Origin of the sequence: Providencia sp. PROV182, from assembly GCF_028480325.1 — a bacterium.
GTDB lineage: Bacteria > Pseudomonadota > Gammaproteobacteria > Enterobacterales > Enterobacteriaceae > Providencia > Providencia hangzhouensis.
On record NZ_JAMPOL010000027.1, the window covers coordinates 34709 to 51403 of the forward strand.

General features: G+C 37.8%; 14 protein-coding genes and 1 other annotated feature. Of the genes, 6 read left to right on the forward strand and 8 right to left on the reverse strand.

Annotated features, from left to right (window positions below; genetic code table 11):
• Nucleotides 1–22: 22 nt before the first annotated feature.
• From PR834_RS18070 to PR834_RS18085, 4 genes are read right to left on the reverse strand one after another with little or no spacing between them, the layout of a single operon-like run.
• A complete protein-coding gene (locus tag PR834_RS18070) occupies nucleotides 23–3160 on the reverse strand; it encodes an efflux RND transporter permease subunit (protein ID WP_272536840.1) in 3138 nt (1045 codons plus the stop codon).
• A gap of 3 nt (nucleotides 3161–3163) precedes the next feature.
• Nucleotides 3164–4432 (reverse strand): efflux RND transporter periplasmic adaptor subunit, encoded by a 1269-nt coding sequence (locus PR834_RS18075; protein WP_004905663.1) that lies wholly within the window; start codon nucleotides 4430–4432, stop codon nucleotides 3164–3166.
• Nucleotides 4433–4449: 17 nt separating this feature from the next.
• The gene (locus PR834_RS18080; protein ID WP_144140925.1) at nucleotides 4450–4791 is read right to left on the reverse strand and encodes a copper-binding protein; all 342 of its coding nucleotides are present in this window, start codon (nucleotides 4789–4791) and stop codon (nucleotides 4450–4452) included.
• Between the two features lie 8 nt (nucleotides 4792–4799).
• On the reverse strand, nucleotides 4800–6194 hold the full coding sequence (locus PR834_RS18085; protein WP_144140922.1) for an efflux transporter outer membrane subunit: 1395 nt from the start codon (nucleotides 6192–6194) through the stop codon (nucleotides 4800–4802).
• Between the two features lie 154 nt (nucleotides 6195–6348).
• Here PR834_RS18085 and PR834_RS18090 point away from each other — a divergent pair, with 154 nt between their 5' ends.
• The 6 genes from PR834_RS18090 to PR834_RS18115 all read left to right on the forward strand — a co-directional run bounded on the left by PR834_RS18090 (nucleotide 6349) and on the right by PR834_RS18115 (nucleotide 10766).
• On the forward strand, nucleotides 6349–7032 hold the full coding sequence (locus tag PR834_RS18090) for a heavy metal response regulator transcription factor (protein WP_004905666.1): 684 nt from the start codon (nucleotides 6349–6351) through the stop codon (nucleotides 7030–7032).
• A complete protein-coding gene (locus PR834_RS18095; RefSeq protein WP_004905667.1) occupies nucleotides 7025–8413 on the forward strand; it encodes a Cu(+)/Ag(+) sensor histidine kinase in 1389 nt (462 codons plus the stop codon). Before PR834_RS18090 ends, PR834_RS18095 begins: the two co-directional genes overlap by 8 nt.
• A gap of 107 nt (nucleotides 8414–8520) precedes the next feature.
• Entirely contained in the window at nucleotides 8521–8985 is a 465-nt protein-coding gene (locus tag PR834_RS18100; RefSeq protein WP_262960885.1) for a hypothetical protein, read from the forward strand.
• A gap of 209 nt (nucleotides 8986–9194) precedes the next feature.
• A complete protein-coding gene (locus PR834_RS18105) occupies nucleotides 9195–9386 on the forward strand; it encodes a hypothetical protein (RefSeq protein WP_004905671.1) in 192 nt (63 codons plus the stop codon).
• A 419-nt stretch (nucleotides 9387–9805) separates the two neighbouring features.
• Complete coding sequence (locus tag PR834_RS18110; protein ID WP_165879981.1) at nucleotides 9806–10036, forward strand: hypothetical protein; 231 nt, start codon at nucleotides 9806–9808, stop codon at nucleotides 10034–10036.
• A gap of 61 nt (nucleotides 10037–10097) precedes the next feature.
• Nucleotides 10098–10766 carry a hypothetical protein gene (locus tag PR834_RS18115; RefSeq protein WP_228677479.1) on the forward strand — a complete coding sequence of 223 codons (669 nt, stop codon included), beginning with the start codon at nucleotides 10098–10100 and terminating at the stop codon, nucleotides 10764–10766.
• Nucleotides 10767–10892: 126 nt separating this feature from the next.
• On the opposite strand, the gene thrC is transcribed toward PR834_RS18115, so the two are convergent.
• The 4 genes from thrC to thrL all read right to left on the reverse strand — a co-directional run bounded on the left by thrC (nucleotide 10893) and on the right by thrL (nucleotide 15737).
• Nucleotides 10893–12188: a threonine synthase gene (gene thrC, locus PR834_RS18120; protein ID WP_272536841.1), complete on the reverse strand. Its 1296-nt coding sequence runs from the start codon at nucleotides 12186–12188 to the stop codon at nucleotides 10893–10895.
• Between the two features lie 3 nt (nucleotides 12189–12191).
• Complete coding sequence (gene thrB / locus PR834_RS18125; protein ID WP_272536842.1) at nucleotides 12192–13121, reverse strand: homoserine kinase; 930 nt, start codon at nucleotides 13119–13121, stop codon at nucleotides 12192–12194.
• A gap of 3 nt (nucleotides 13122–13124) precedes the next feature.
• Complete coding sequence (gene thrA, locus PR834_RS18130) at nucleotides 13125–15584, reverse strand: bifunctional aspartate kinase/homoserine dehydrogenase I (RefSeq protein WP_094961920.1); 2460 nt, start codon at nucleotides 15582–15584, stop codon at nucleotides 13125–13127.
• Nucleotides 15585–15608: 24 nt separating this feature from the next.
• Nucleotides 15609–15730 (reverse strand) — a sequence feature (Thr leader region).
• Nucleotides 15669–15737: a thr operon leader peptide gene (gene thrL, locus PR834_RS20460; RefSeq protein ID WP_071548816.1), complete on the reverse strand. Its 69-nt coding sequence runs from the start codon at nucleotides 15735–15737 to the stop codon at nucleotides 15669–15671. (Overlaps the previous feature by 62 nt.)
• Nucleotides 15738–16695 lie beyond the last annotated feature (958 nt).

The window sequence follows — 16695 nt, forward strand, 5'->3', positions numbered from 1 at the left end:
ATGACTAGTACTTAAAAAGTGTCTATTTTTTATGGCGTAACTGACAGATTAATTTATAAGCCGCAGGAATGATAAATAGGGATAATAACGGTGCAGTTATCATTCCACCAATCATCGGTGCAGCAATACGGCTCATCACTTCTGAACCGACTCCTGTTCCAAGTAATATTGGCAATAAACCGGCTAAAATTACGGCAACTGTCATGGCTTTAGGGCGAACACGTAAAACTGCGCCTTCATATAATGCACGGTCTAAATCTTGGTTTGATAGCTTGCTTATTCCTTGCTGTTTTTCTTTATCTTCGATTGCATGGCGTAAATAAATCAACATAACTACGCCAAATTCAGCCGCGACACCTGCCAATGCAATAAATCCAGTTCCTGTTGCAACTGATAAATTAAAGTTCATCCAATAAAGGAACCAAATCGCGCCCACCAAAGCAAAAGGTAAACTTAATAAAATAAGTAAAGCTTCACTAAATCGTCTAAAGGCTAAATAAAGCAGTACAAAAATAATCATGATGGTCGCGGGAACCATTAACATTAATTTTTGGTTAGCCCTTTCGAGTAATTCAAATTGCCCCGTAAAGGAATAGCTAAGACCCGGCCTCATTTGAATATTATCTTTTATTGCTGTATCAATATCTTTAATAACAGAAACCATATCACGATCACGTGCATCAATATAAATCCAACTAGTCGGTCTGGCGTTCTCTGTTTTCAACATGGGAGCGCCCATATTCACGGAGACATCAGCAACATCACTAAGCACAATTTGCTGTTTGCTTGGCGTTAAAATTGGTAATAACTTCATCGCAGATACACTATTTCGGTAATCTTGAGGATATCTTATGCTAATTGGGTAACGCTCAATCCCTTCAACTGTTTCCCCAATCATTTCCCCACCAGTGGCCATTGAAATATACACTTGTACGTCGCTGACACTCATACCAAAACGAGCCGCTTTTTCTCTATCAATTTTGACATCAATATAGCGTCCGCCTACCAACCTCTCAGCCAAAACTGAAACCACCCCCGGTACCGATTTTGTGACTTTTTCAATTTCTTGGGCTAGTGAATCGATTTCTTCAAGATCCCTGCCTGATACTTTAATACCTATAGGGCTTTTGACTCCCGTAGATAACATATCAATACGGTTACGAATAGGTGGAACCCATAAGTTTGCAACCCCAGGTAAACGTACAGTTTCATCGAGCTCATCAATAATTTTTTCGAGTGTCATTCCTTCTCGCCACTGTGCTTGCGGCTTCAAACGTATCGTTGTTTCAATCATTTCCATCGGGGCTGAATCCGTTGCTGTTTCAGCTTTACCAACTTTTCCAAATACCGTATCCACCTCTGGAATAGTTTTGATTAACTTATCCGTATTTTGTAGTAAAAATGCCGCTTGTGCAGGCGAAACACCCGGTAATGTTGAAGGCATATAAAGTAAGTCACCTTCATTAATTGCAGGAAGAAATTCACCACCTAAATGTTTTAATGGCCATATCACCGTAAATAAAGATAAGAAACCAATTAATAAGGTGGTTTTCGGCCACGCTAATACCTTAATTAAAATAGGGCTATAGAGTGAGATCAACCAACGATTCAGTGGGTTTTTATTTTCATTTGGAATATTACCGCGGATCCAATATCCCATTAGAATTGGAATAACAATCAGCGCTAAAGCCGCAGCACCCGCCATGGCATAGGTTTTTGTGAATGCAAGTGGACCAAATAAACGGCCTTCTTGCCCTTCCAACGTAAAGATAGGAATAAAAGACAATGTGATAATTAATAAACTGATAAATAATGCAGGCCCAACTTCAACAGCGGAATCCGTAATAACTTTCCAACGCTGGGCATTATCAATGACTTTATCTTCATTTTCATGTTGCCATTTTTCTAATTTTTTATGTGCATTTTCGATCATAACAATGGCGGCATCCACCATGGCTCCGATCGCAATTGCAATGCCCCCTAACGACATAATATTTGCATTTATTCCTTGGTAGCGCATGACGATAAAGGCAATAAATAATCCAAGGGGCAAAGAAATAATTGCCACGAGAGCAGAACGGAAATGCCATAAAAAAACGGCACACACTAATGCGACAACAATAAATTCTTCTAGTAACTTATAACTTAAATTATCAATCGCGTTATCAATAAGAATGCTTCTATCATAAGTCGTGATAATTTCGATGCCTTCCGGCAAGCTAGCACTTAAATCTTCAAGTTTCTGTTTTACATCCTGAATCACATTACGTGCATTTTCACCAGAGCGAAGCAGAATAATTCCCCCAACGACCTCTCCTTCTCCATTTAGCTCAGCAACCCCACGACGCATTTCGGGGCCTTCCTGTATTCGAGCAACATCTTGTAGGTAAATAGGTACACCATTTTCTGGCGTTTTTAGGTAGATTTTATTGAAGTCATCAATAGATTGAAGATAACCACTTGCTCTAACCATATATTCAGCTTCAGCAATTTCAATCGATGAACCACCAGCTTCTTGGTTAGCCATTTCAACGGCCTGTTTTATTTCAGGTAATGTCACTGAAAATTGGCTGAGCTTGAGTGGGTCAACTAAGATTTGGTAAGATTTAACCACACCGCCAACGGTTGCCACTTCTGAAACATTAGGCAAAGCCTTCAATTCATATTTCAAAAACCAATCTTGTAATGAACGTAGTTCTGCTAGATTATGTTTTCCAGTTTTATCCACTAAAGCATATTCAAAAATCCAACCAACACCTGTCGCATCAGGGCCAATGGAGGCTACTGCACCTTTGGGTAATTGGTTTTGGACTTGATTTAAATATTCTAAAACTCGTGAACGAGCCCAGTATAAATCTGTATTATCTTCAAAAATAACATAAACATATGAGTCACCAAATGCAGAAAACCCCCGCACCGTTTTTGCTCCCGGCACAGATAGCATCGTCGTCGTTATCGGGTAGGTAACTTGGTTTTCGACCAGTTGCGGCGCTTGCCCTGGATAAGTGGTTTTGATGATCACTTGTACATCAGATAAGTCAGGTAATGCATCAACTGGTGTACTGCGAATGCTCCAAATACCCGCAATGACTAAAAACACGACTCCCATTAACACTAGAAATCGGTTAGCAACCGAGCGTCTTATAATCCATTCCAACATACTCTACTCCTGAGATTTATGTGATGAATGATTAGATGACGCTGATACTTCAGGAAGCGCTTCCATCTTGGCTAATGCACCAGCAATATTCGCTTCAGAATCAATCAGGAAAATACCCTGAGTCACTATATGCTCACCCACTTGTAAGCCTTCAGATATTGCTGTCATTTGTTGAGATTCACTCAGCACTCGTACTCTTTTGGGAATAAATTCACCATTCTCACCAACAGCAATAACATGCTGTTCTTTCCCAGAGTCCACAATGGCTTGTGAAGGGATCAATAAACTTTCATTACCTTCTGCAACTAAATTTAAATATGCTGTCATACCTGGTTTTAATAAATGGTTAGGATCAGCAATTTCTGTACGAATATTAATTGTACGACTTGCTTGATCTGCACTGGGTAATATCAACCAGTTTTTTACAGTAAATAACTGCGAAGGATAGGCAGGAATAGAAACTGTAAATTGTGTTTGTTGATTAAGTAATTCAGCAACTGACTGAGGAACAGATGCATTAATCCATAATGGATCTGTTCCTTGTATTTGTGCGATAACGACTTCTTTGGATACATTCATCCCTAAACGTAGATTAAGTGCAGTAATTACCCCAGAAATAGGAGCTTGAATAGTAAAACGTGTTTGCACTTTTCCTGTTTTAATAAACTGAGAAAGCGCGCCTTCTGGCATGCCATTTAAACGTAAACGCTCAATGACACTATTAAGATCTTGTTGGCTCGCATTCATTTGCTTAAGCGCAAGATATTCGCTTTGTGCTTCAACCCATGCAGGGATCGTTAGCTCAGCAATAGGAACGCCTTTTTGGATCCTCTCACCTACTGTGAATGGATAAACTTTTTCAACAAAACCATTTTCGCGTGCTTGTACAATAGCAAATTGATGGTCATTAAACGCAATTTCGGCTGGAAATGTTAAGTCATAGTTTAATTTCCCCCACTTCACATCCACCGTTTTAAGCCCTAAATTTTGTGTCTGTGTTGGGTTAATTGTTACCCCTTTGCTATTCGCTGAAGCCAAGTTTTCATCCGCATATTTAGGAACAAGATCCATGTCCATAAAAGGGGATTTCCCTGGTTGATCAAACTTGGTATTGGGATACATGGGATCATACCAATACAATACGGTGCGTTCTTGTTTTTCAACTGATTGGCTATTATTTTCTATAACGAAAAAATAACGGTAAAATAAAATTGAAATAACGCTCGATAAAATAATTACCAATAGCAATTTGGTCAGTTTAACTAATGACATAACATCTCTCTACCTATTTAGTTTATTTTTTCGACGGATTTCAACATTGAAAGATTACCTTGTTGTACAAATGAAAATTTCAATTCATCATTTTCTTGTAAACCGTTGATCATATTTTCATCTTCATATGTAAAACGCATCGTCATTGGTGGCCAACCAATGCTTTCTATTTCTTTATGATTTATCGTTAATTTTTTATTATCTTTGTCAATCGAGATTAGCTTTCCTTCAGTGTTAATTGTTGGTTCCGCCGCTTTTTCTGGATAAATAGAGTGATTATGTTCAGCTGCATTTGCATAGCTGGTTGCTGTTAATATCGCCATTGAAATTACAAAAAATACCGTATTTAGTTTTTTCATTTTTACCCTCATGATTTGATTAATCCGCCACCTAATGCAGAGAATAAATTTATTTCATTCTTCTGCTGTTCTATTTTCAACATCAATAAGTTTTGCTGTTCTGTAAATAAGCTACGCTGCGCTTCGAGAACATCGAGATAACTTAAACCACCATATCGATAACTTGCTTGTTTCTGTGTTAAGACGTTTTGTAGCGTGTTGACATATTGCTCTTGGGAGATAAGTTGTTTTTCTAAACTCAATTTGATCACTAAGGCATCTTTCACTTCTCGAAACGCTACTTGAATACTTTTTTCGTAATTAGCAATCGCTTTATTTTTTCTAATATTTGCCAACTCTAAATTTCGGCTATTAGTCCCCCCAGTAAAAATAGGTAACGTAATTTTAGGAATAAAATTCCAAATACCATTTGAAGAGTCAAATAACCCCGTTAAAGAATCATTACTGTTTGCAACTCCCGTATTAAAGGAAATAGAAGGAAAGAAAGCCGCTCTCGCTACACCGATGTTGGCATTCTCAGAAATAATGTTTTGCTCCGCAGCCATAATATCCGGGCGCTTTAGCAATATTTCAGAAGGAATATCTGGAGGTGTCGTAATTAAAGGATAGTTTGGCTCGTAGCGTCCTAGATCTAAGTTTATTTTTGTTGCATAGTCATTTGTCAAAAAATTCAGTAAATTTTCATTTTTTGCAATTTCACTTTCAATTTTTTCGATATTAATAGAAATAGACTGTACTTGCCCTTTAGCTTGTTCTAGGTCTGATAGTGCGGCTTTTCCTGCCGCCACTTTTTGCATTACAATCGATTGACTATTGAGATAACTTTGTTTCGTCTCTTGTGCAATTAATAATAGCTTTTGGTTATACACCACATCTAAGTACGCTTCTGCTACCGTTTTAATCGTGATAATTTGTGTCGCACGGCTCATCTCTTGAGAAGCAATAAACTTTGCTTTGTCTGCATCAGATAAATTTTTGATACGCCCAAAAAAATCCAGCTCATAGCTGATATCAATGCCTACGCTGTATTTCTTATTAAGGGATGACCCGGTCTCTAACGACTGACTATAATCACCACTCATCGATGAATTAACTTGAGGATATTTTTCTGCCCCCGCGAGCCCAAAACGTACACGAGCTTCCTCTACATCTAACGCAGCAAGGTATAAATCGCTGTTTTTCTCTAGTGCAATTTCTATCACGTTTTTCATTTGAGGGTCTTGAATAAACTGTTCCCAACTAGGGATCAATAATTCAGTTTGAGCCTGCTTTGCTGCATCAGAAAAATGACTATTGAATTGATGAGGTAAATTAAGGTTAGGGCGTTGATATTCAGGAGCGAGCGAAACACAGCCCGTCAAAGTTAAGGCATAAGCTATTATTAATATTTTTGGGGAATACATGGTATAGCCATGCCTCTAGTAATTAAAATTGGAGCTATAGTAAAAAAGACCTCCTGTTAGATTGATGACATGAAAATGACAAATTTGTCATTTTACATTTCGTTGCTGTAGTGCTTAGAATGGCTGCATTATTTACCCAGCTGATAGGTCTGAGATGAAATTACTTATTGTTGAAGATGAACATAAAACGAGAGAATACTTGTCTAAAGGCTTAAGTGAGTCCGGGTTTATTGTTGATGCAATCGAAAATGGTATTACAGGCCTGCATATGGCCACAACTGAAGACTATGATTTAATTATTCTTGATGTGATGTTACCTGATATTAACGGCTGGGAAATTGCAAAGAGCTTACGCAATTCAGGAAAAAATACACCAATACTGATGCTCACTGCATTAGGTAATGTTGAGCATCGAGTCAAAGGACTAGAGTTAGGTGCTGATGATTATCTCGTTAAACCATTTGATTTTTCGGAGTTACTCGCTCGAGTAAGAACTTTATTACGCAGAGGCAACAGCAGCATCCAAAAAACACAGTTTACCATTGCTAACTTGCATGTTGACCTGATTAAGCGACGCGTTACCCGTGAAAATGATAAAATTATACTCACCAGTAAAGAGTTTTCTTTATTGGAATTTTTTATTCTTCACCAAGGTGAAGTACTTTCTCGTTCTCTTATCGCTTCAAAAGTGTGGGATATGAATTTTGATAGTGATACCAATGTGATTGATGTAGCAGTGAAAAGATTAAGAGCTAAGATAGATCAAGGCTATGAGCCTAAATTGATCCATACCATTAGGGGAATGGGCTATTTACTTGAGATCCCTGAAAATGATTAAATTTTTTCGATCTCCTGTCTCAATTTCAATTCGTCTTATTGTTTTGATCAGTATTACTCTCTCTCTCGCCTTGTTACTATTTAGCTCGATCATGATCAATTCGGTTATGTTGCATTTTAAACAGCAAGATGAATACACACTTAACCAGTTGAACCTAACGATCCGTAGCTTGTTAAATAACAATACAGACTCACAAAGTGAACAATATGCACGTATTAAAACCATTATTAATGAGCACCAAGACATTACTATTTATCTCATTGATAAAAAAGGAAATGAATTAATATCTCCCAATGCAACAGATAAGCTCATTACGTACTTAAAAAATTATGATCCTCATAAAAATAACCAAGAAGAGCTTAAAAATTATCGCCTATCTGAAATTATTATTCAGGTAGATTCCCCTTCAGAGTCTAAACAATATCGGTTGGTTACTGCATTATCATTAAATTTTCATCATGATTATCTGAGTTCATTAATAAATAATTTAATTGTCAGCGCTATTATATTGTGCTTATTTACTATTCTTGTCGTTTATTTCCTTGTAATTAAAGGATTAAAACCCCTTAAAGATGTGAGCGATGAAATCAAAAATGTCACTTCCGAAAACTTAAGTGTGCGTTTAGACCCTGATTCTGTACCTAATGAATTAAAACAATTAACAAAATCATTTAATCAGATGTTAGTCAAAATTGAAGATGTTTTCGTAAGACAAACGAATTTCTCAGCAGATATAGCTCATGAAATGCGTACACCTATCACTAATTTAATGACTGAAACCCAAATATCTTTGAGTAAAAATCGCAGTAAAGAAGAACTCGTTGAAGTGTTATATTCTAATTTAGAAGAATATAACCGTCTATCACGAATGATCTCTGATATGCTTTTTCTTGCTCAAGCAGATGATAATAGGCTTATCCCTGAAAAAAAAGTTATTAATATTAAAACTGAAATAGAGCTCATATTTGATTATTTTGAATATCTCGCGGAAGAGAATGAAATAAAGCTTAAACTGATTGGTGATACAGACCCTATTATGGCCGATAAAGATATGTTAAGAAGAGCAATTACTAACTTAATATCAAATGCTATCCGCTATACCCCAAAGGGGGATTCTGTCAGTATTAATATTTCGAATGTAAAAAATGGTATTGAATTAATTATCAGCAATCCCGGCATAAAAATACCAGAAGAACATTTAGCAAAACTCTTTGACAGATTTTATCGAGTAGATAAATCAAGGCAAAGAAAAAATGAAGGGAGCGGAATTGGGTTAGCTATCGTCAAATCAATCATATTAGCGCATAAGGGAAGAATCACTGTAACATCAGATGATTTTTCAACACGTTTTACTGTATTTTTACCTAAGGAACCAAATTAAATATCTACCATAAATGGCAATTCTGTCATCTTGTTGTCAGTATTCAGACAGAAATAAAGCCTTATTATAGTTACAAGATAAATTATCCAACTTAATAAGGATTTGTAATGAAAAAAATTATTTTTGCTTTAACACTTGTGATTGTAACAACACATGTAGCAACCGCTCAAACAGAAAAAGAAATACATTATAATGCAGCGAATGCATTAAATTTCACTGAGAACAATACATCGTATTCTAATCAAAAATCGATTAATGACCACTTGAGTAAGGCGGGTATTTCAGTCAACGATAATATCAACTCAACCCAATCATTTCTTCAATTAGATAGACATACTCAAGCTGCTACCGCATTGAATTTTACTCAAAATAGTACCTCCCCAGCAATGCAGAATATGATCAGTAGCCACCAAAGCCAATCACCTAACTATAAAAAATCGATGGTAAAAGTTGCAAAACCATTTTCCGATATGAATGAAAATGAAAAAGCCGTCACCATGTTAAACTTTCATAAAAATAGTTCATCTGCTTCTATACAAAGTAAAATAATAGGATATTCAAAAAATAATTAATTAGAACTTTAAAACCATATTATTAAATAAATATTAATATGGTTTTAAATTAAAAAAATAAAATTTAGTTATAGACACAACAAATAGATTTTTATTTGACCAATTTCATTTTTTATTACTAAATTAATTGAATATTTATTGAACATCAAGAAAAATAAGTTATTATTTCTAGGCAGTTCATTTCAATACTAACTTTAAAAGGTGATTATATGTTTAAAAAATCAATCATATTTGCATTTTTATTATTTCCAACTCTCTCTTTCGCTACTCCTATTCTTCCTTTCCCACCAGAGCCACCTATCCTAGATATAGACGTAAACGTAGCCTATAACGGGGATGATGATGATGTTTGGTTTAACGTAAAAGGAGATGATGATGATGTTTGGCTGAACATCAAATAAAATTCAGAAGACATCAAACAAAGCTTAAGGTAATTCCCTTCATAATATATAGCCTTATATCCTTTTAATATACTACATTAGGAAACATAGGCCTATATGCTGTTAAAATCAATGGTAAAGTGGAATTGTATTTTAATATATTCCACTTTACTATCCTACCCCATAAAACCCTAATCTTATGATAATTAATTTTAAAACAAAACATTACCTGGCAAATTATTAATTAATTATCTCAAATGATTCATTATTAATAAATCATTTAAAATACGCACAAAAAAAATAAATAATGTTATTTTATATTAACAGTGAACCAAATTTAATTTCACTCTTAGATGAAAATATTAATTACTTATTCAAAATCATGAATTACAATTTCCTTGCAGTTCACTTCAATTTAAACTTTTAATCGAGGATTTTATATGTATAAAGCATCTATTGTCATAGTATCTTTATTATTCCCAATTCTAGCATCTGCAACTTCTTTCCAAGAAAAATATTCTGACAATACTTCGACTTATTCTACTACTTATGAACAAAACCATGGAGGAAATGGAGGGAATGGCGGTCACGGTGGTAATGGAGGAAATGGTGGTAATGGAGGGAATGGCGGCCATGGTGGTAACGGCGGTAATGGCGGCAACGGTAGATAATATATCTCGTCACTAAATATTTCCCTCCTCACTCGATGAGGGGGGAACGGAGGAATTTATCATGTATAAAAATTACATTTCACTTGGCGTCTTATTAATTAGTTCTATTTCATTTTCAGCATACTCTCACTCCTTATTTAATACTCCATCTAACTGTTTATTAAAAAATGAACTCAATATTAATGAAATTAATAATAAAGTATGTTCCATACTCCATGGCCAATATTACTATTCTAAAATTTTTAGCTTTGTAAGTTATGGACAAAACGGAAATTCGGGTCACGCTGGAAATGATAGTCAAGGTGGCCATGGTGGTAACGGTGGTCATGGTGGTCATGGTGGACACGGTGGTGATGGCCAAAATGGAGGGAATGGCGGAACAGGATCAAATAACGGTAATGGTAGCAATGGCGGAAACGCAGAAAAAGGCAGTAATGGCAATGGAGGAAATGGCGGTAATGGCAGTGTAACTGGAGGTGATGGCGGAAATGGCGGTGATGGAGATGGTGGTGGTAGTGGTGGGAACGGCGGGAATGGAACTGTAAATGGCAATGGGGGAAATGGGGGACATGGTGGAACTAATGGCGGTAACGGAGGTAATGGGGGCAACGGCTCTGGTAGTGGTAATGGTGGCAATGGGGGCAATGGTAGCCAAGGAGGAAAAGGAGGACGCGGTGGACCTGATGGCGGTAGAGATGGGCACGATGGTATTAGCATTAGCTCAATGTGACAAATAAATCCGTTAGAAGTGAATAAGTGATGTGGCAATATGAAACCATATAATTATCTTTATAAAAGATGGTATTACCAATAAAAACGGAAGCTTTCGCTTCCGTTTTTCGTACATTTGCAATTTTTATTGCTTAGGTGCTAATTTCATTAAAAATGCGCGTAATTGTGCAAAGTCAAATGGTAAAAAGTGTGAGAGGAGTGGTAGTTCCGCACGCTCTGCTAACTCTTTCGGTAAAGGTATTGCCTTATTAAGAATTTCTTCAACACTTTCTTTAAACTTAGCTGGGTGTGCCGTGCCTAAAAACAGCCCGTATTCACCTTCTTGCAACTGGTCACGAAGCACACGATAAGCAACCGCAGCATGTGGCTCAGATAAATACCCTTTTTTATCTAATTCACGTACTGTCTCTTTAGTCACGTCGTCACTCACCGCTCCATGGCCTAATTCATCAAGGGACCAACCTTTACGGCGGAATAACTCTTCAATACGAGGCCAGTTGTTTGGCTGGCTAACATCCATGGCGTTCGATAATGTTGCCACAGTTTGCTTTGGTTTCCATTGCCCATCAACAAGGTAACGCGGCACAGTGTCATTTACGTTAGTTGCTGCAATAAAGCGTTTAACCGGTAGGCCCATTGATTTAGCTAATAAACCTGCCGTAAGGTCACCAAAATTACCACTCGGAACCGAGATCACTAATTGATCACGTTTTTCTGCTGGGATCTGCGCGACGGCTTCGAAGTAATAACAAATTTGAGCTAACAAACGACTGATATTGATCGAGTTCGCCGAGTTTAAATACAACGCCTTTTTCAGCTCTTCATCATCAAATGATTGTTTTACTAATGCCTGGCATGCATCGAAGTCATCTTTAATCGCAACCGTATGAATATTTTCACCCAGCGTGCAGAAGAGTTTCTCTTGCAGCGGGCTAATTTTTCCTTCTGGATAGAGAATAACAACTTGCACGTTCTTAAGACGATAGAATGCGTGTGCAACCGCGGCTCCTGTATCCCCAGAAGTGGCAGTCAAAATGGTCACCGGCTGCTCACCAGCTACTTGGCCCAATGCCTGAGCCATAAATCTGCCACCGAAGTCTTTAAATGCGAGTGTTGGCCCATGATATAACTCCAACGTTGCTACATCATCTTCAACCTTAGAAACTGGCGCAGGAAAAGCAAACGCGGTTTTAACACGTGCAGCTAATTCTTCTTGTGGAATTTCATCACCAATAAAGGCACTTAAAATTCGGCTGCTACGTGTGACGAAATCTAATTTTAATAATTCGTCGATTTCAGCCGCTGTAAACTCAGGTAAGTCTTGAGGAAAAAATAAACCTTGCTGCTTACCTAACCCCTGCTTAACCGCTTGTGCAAAACTTACTTGTTCATTGTTATCTTTTAAATTATACAGTTTCATTATTTACCCTATTGTCCTTGCCCCGGCCAGATCCAAACGGCAGATATGCACAAAGCCTTCATCATTCTGAATATAATGTTGTTGCAAGTAGCTCGCCATTTTTTCAGCGATATGTTTCTCATCGCAAATAGCAAACAATGTTGGCCCTGAGCCAGAGATACCACAAGCCAATGCACCGATTTCTTTTGCATTTTGACGTGCTGCCGCAAAACCGGGTAATAATTGTGTACGATAAGGTTCTGCGACAACATCTTGGATCATCGTTGCGGCAAGTAACGGCTGGTTTGTATGGCATGCATGAATAAACCCTGATAAGTATCGGCCATGGTTTACTATATCGTGGCGTGGATAGCTATCAGGCAGGATCGCACGCGCTTCTGCTGTCGATACCTTAATTCCAGGGTAAGCCATAACCCAATACCAATTTTCAAATGCAGGTACAGGCTGAGAAATAATGCCATTTTGTTCGATAATCAGCTGCAAACCACCTAAAAAACACGGTGCGACGTTATCATAGTGCACACTTCCTGAAATACGCCCTTCGAGCTCCCCCATCATGCCAAGCAGTTGAGTATCATCGAATGGTTTCTCTGCAAATTCGTTGAGCGCCATCAGTGCAGCGACAACAGAACAGGCGCTAGAACCGAGCCCTGAACCAATTGGCATATTTTTTTCAAGCGTGATCGCGACATTTAATGGCCTACCAAGGCGCTCACAAAACAACTGCCAGCACTGGTAAACAATATTGTGTTCATTTTTCTTCGGCAGCTTAGCAACGAATTTTCCTTGATTCGTCAGGGAAAAAGTATCCGCAGCTTCAATTGTTACACAATCACCTAATAGTGAACCGTCAGCAGGCGAAACAGCTGCCCCAAGGACATCAAACCCGACGCTCACATTACCAATTGAAGCCGGTGCATAAACTTTAATCACTTATTAAACTCCCAATTTCCATGAAAGGGTACGCAGCATATCCGCAAATACACCAGCAGCAGTAACATCATTACCTGCGCCATAACCTCTTAATACTAAAGGAATTGGTTGGTAATAGCGTGTATAGAAAGCCAGTGCATTTTCACCATTTTTAACCTTGAAGAGTGGGTCATTACCATCAACAGCGACGATTTTCACTTGGCAGCGCCCTTCTTCAATCAGCCCAACATAGCGTAACACTTTTTCTTCCGCTTCTGCGGCTTTTATACGCTGTGTAAATTGCTCGTCCAGTTGTGGCAAACGTGCCATAAACTCAGAAACAGGGCCACTGCTATCAAAGTCCGAAGGTAAAACAGGTTCAATTTCAATATCTTGCAATTCTAAATGATAACCCGCTTCACGCGCTAAAATTAATAATTTACGCGCAACATCCATACCTGATAAATCATCACGAGGATCTGGTTCTGTGAAACCTTTTTCTTTCGCAAGTGTTGTGGCTTCTGATAAAGACATACCTTCGTCTAATTTACCAAAAATGAATGATAAAGAGCCTGATAAAATTCCGCTAAAGTGAACCAGTTCATCCCCTGCATTCAGTAAGTTTTGTAGGTTTTCAATAACTGGCAACCCTGCACCTACGTTAGTGTCATAGAGGAATTTACGTTTCGAGGTTTCACTTGCCGCACGTAATTGATGGTAGTAATCCATCGATAATGTATTGGCTTTTTTATTCGGTGTAACCACATTAAAGCCGTCTTTCAAGAAATTGACATACTGCTCTGCGATTTCCTGATTTGATGTGCAATCAATAATGACAGGGTTCAAGAAATGGTATTCACGTTCTAAGCGAATTAAACGGCTTAAACTAAATGGCTCTTTCGCTTCCGCTAGCTCCGCTTTCCAGTTATCTAAATCAATCCCTTGCATATCCGTTAACATTGCGCGTGAATTTGCAATACCACATACACGCAGATCAATATGCTTTTGTTTTAACCATTGTTGCTGGCGGTGAATTTGTTCAATTAATGCATTACCAACACCACCCACACCGATGATAAAGGCTTCGATAACTTGCTCTGCATTAAATAGCATTTGGTGACATAAGCGTACCGCTGTTGTGGCAGACTCATTGGCAATAACGGCAGAAATAGAACGTTCAGAAGACCCCTGTGCGATAGCGACAATGTTGATGTTACCGCGAGTTAAAGCCGAGAAGAAACGCGCCGAAATGCCCTTCAAAGTGCGCATTCCATCCCCCACAACTGAAATAATCGCTAACTGCTCCATCACATCCAGTGGATCAAGTACGCCATCTTTCAGCTCTAAGTAAAATTCTTCTTCCAGTGCAGCGCGAGCTCTCACTAACTCATTTTGCGGAACACAAAAACTAATACTGTATTCCGATGAAGACTGTGTGATCAGAACGACAGAGATCCCTTTGCGAGACATGACGGAGAAAATGCGAGCAGCCATCCCCACCATCCCCTTCATTCCGGGGCCGGATACGTTGATCATCGCCATGTTATTCAGATTGGTGATCCCTTTCACTGGCGTGCTTTCATCGGTTTGGCCATCACCAATTAAAGTACCTGGAGCGCTTAAATTAGTGGTGTTTTTTATCAGGCAAGGGATTTGGAATTGAGCAATTGGGGCGATGGTACGAGGGTGAAGGACTTTGGCTCCGAAGTAGGATAACTCCATGGCCTCTTGGTATGACATACCTTTTAACAAACGCGCATCAGGCACCAAACGCGGGTCACAAGTATAGACCCCATCAACATCAGTCCAAATTTCACAACAATCAGCACGTAAGCAGGCCGCTAAAACCGCAGCAGAATAATCAGACCCATTACGGCCTAATACTACTAATTCACCTTTTTCATTACCCGCTGTGAAACCTGCCATTAAGACAAAATGATCTTTCGGTATATTTAAATCGGCAATACGTTTAGTTGACTCATTTATATCAACCGTAGATTCAAGATAATGACCTTTCGCGAGTAAGCTCTCAACTGGGTTAATAACCGTCACATTATAGCCGCGTGCTTTTAGCACTGATTCCATAATGGCGATAGAGAGCTTTTCACCACGGCAGATAATTGATGCGTTAATGCTGTCCGGACATTGCCCGAGAAGAGTAATACCATGCAGTACTTGTTTGATTTGTGCAAATTCTTGTTCTGTCAGTTTTTTTAACCGATCATATTCAAAACCAGGTTGTTTTTCTTTTAATCCTTTTAAAAGGTTAGCAAAAATCATTTCAGCATCATTAACATGCGTGATGACATCTTGTCCTGCAACCGTTTTTTCAATCATAGCAACCAGATGGTTTGTGATTTTTGCTGGTGCAGATAGCACCAAAGCCACTTGTCCATCTGCTAGTTTACTTTCAGCGATGTCAGCAACATTCAGTACTCGTTCGTCATTTGCAACCGAAGTACCGCCAAATTTAAGCACACGCATGGTATTCCTCTCCTGAATTAACACCAAAAAAAAGCCCGCATCGGTTAAGTATGCGGGCTTTTTCATTTTTATTTTTTGGATGCGTCAGCCCGCCCCGTTTCCTGTGGTTACGGTGGTGGTGGTAATAATAATAGTCAGGCTGATATTACGCATAGATTCTGTCTGTCTCTTAGATTCTTTAAGTTTCTCCCTATACGGTTAAAGCAATTGGTATATTTTGTCAAATTTATTTGCAAAACATCCCTTTTTTCTCCCTTTTTTTATTCGATAAATTATCTGCCAGCACGAAAAAATCATTCACAAAAAGACACTCATTACATAAAATGCAGTGTTAAAAACCAAGATAACAAAGATTTAAAGATTAATAATTTTTTACTCAATAAAAAACCAAAATGACTATTAAATAGGCAATAGAGATAACCTTCAGTAATTTCCTGTGAAGAGAATCAAGATGAGAAGATGAGCAACAACGACCAGCTTAATTGATGCATTCAGCAGCTATATTTCTTATCATTTACCCCCATGTTCATCAATACATGAGCGCCAATAGCAACAGATTACACAAGTACGTATTAATACTTAGCCTCATGATTTTTTCATTCGTTTAAATTACAAACAGATATTGTGAAATTGTTAAAAAATAGTCACATCAAAACAAAATAAGTATTTTTCCTAATTAAATGAAACAAAAAATTACAGACTAAATATTTACATCCCGTTATCTCTAACAAGATAAATTTTTCACCTTTTTTTGTAGCAAAATAACATTTCAAAATTGGAGGTAAGTCACAAATTAAACATTATTTATGATGGTATATTTAACCCATTGAAGACTATATTCATTAATACCCAGCCGAAGCCCCCTTGGGTATCAACTATTCCCCTTTTTTAGACGCTATCTGATTCCTAAACACTGCATTAATTTATATAATTATCTACCTAACAATTTTTGTTAACGTGCTACAATTGATTTTGATATGTATCAACAAAAGTTAGTTTTTTAGGTGGTAAATGCAGTATTAGCTGTTATATTGCTGTTAACAGTACAATATTGGGAAAGTGCTTATATTTTGGCTTGTTGTTAAAGTCTTTTGCCCAAAATGGCAACATA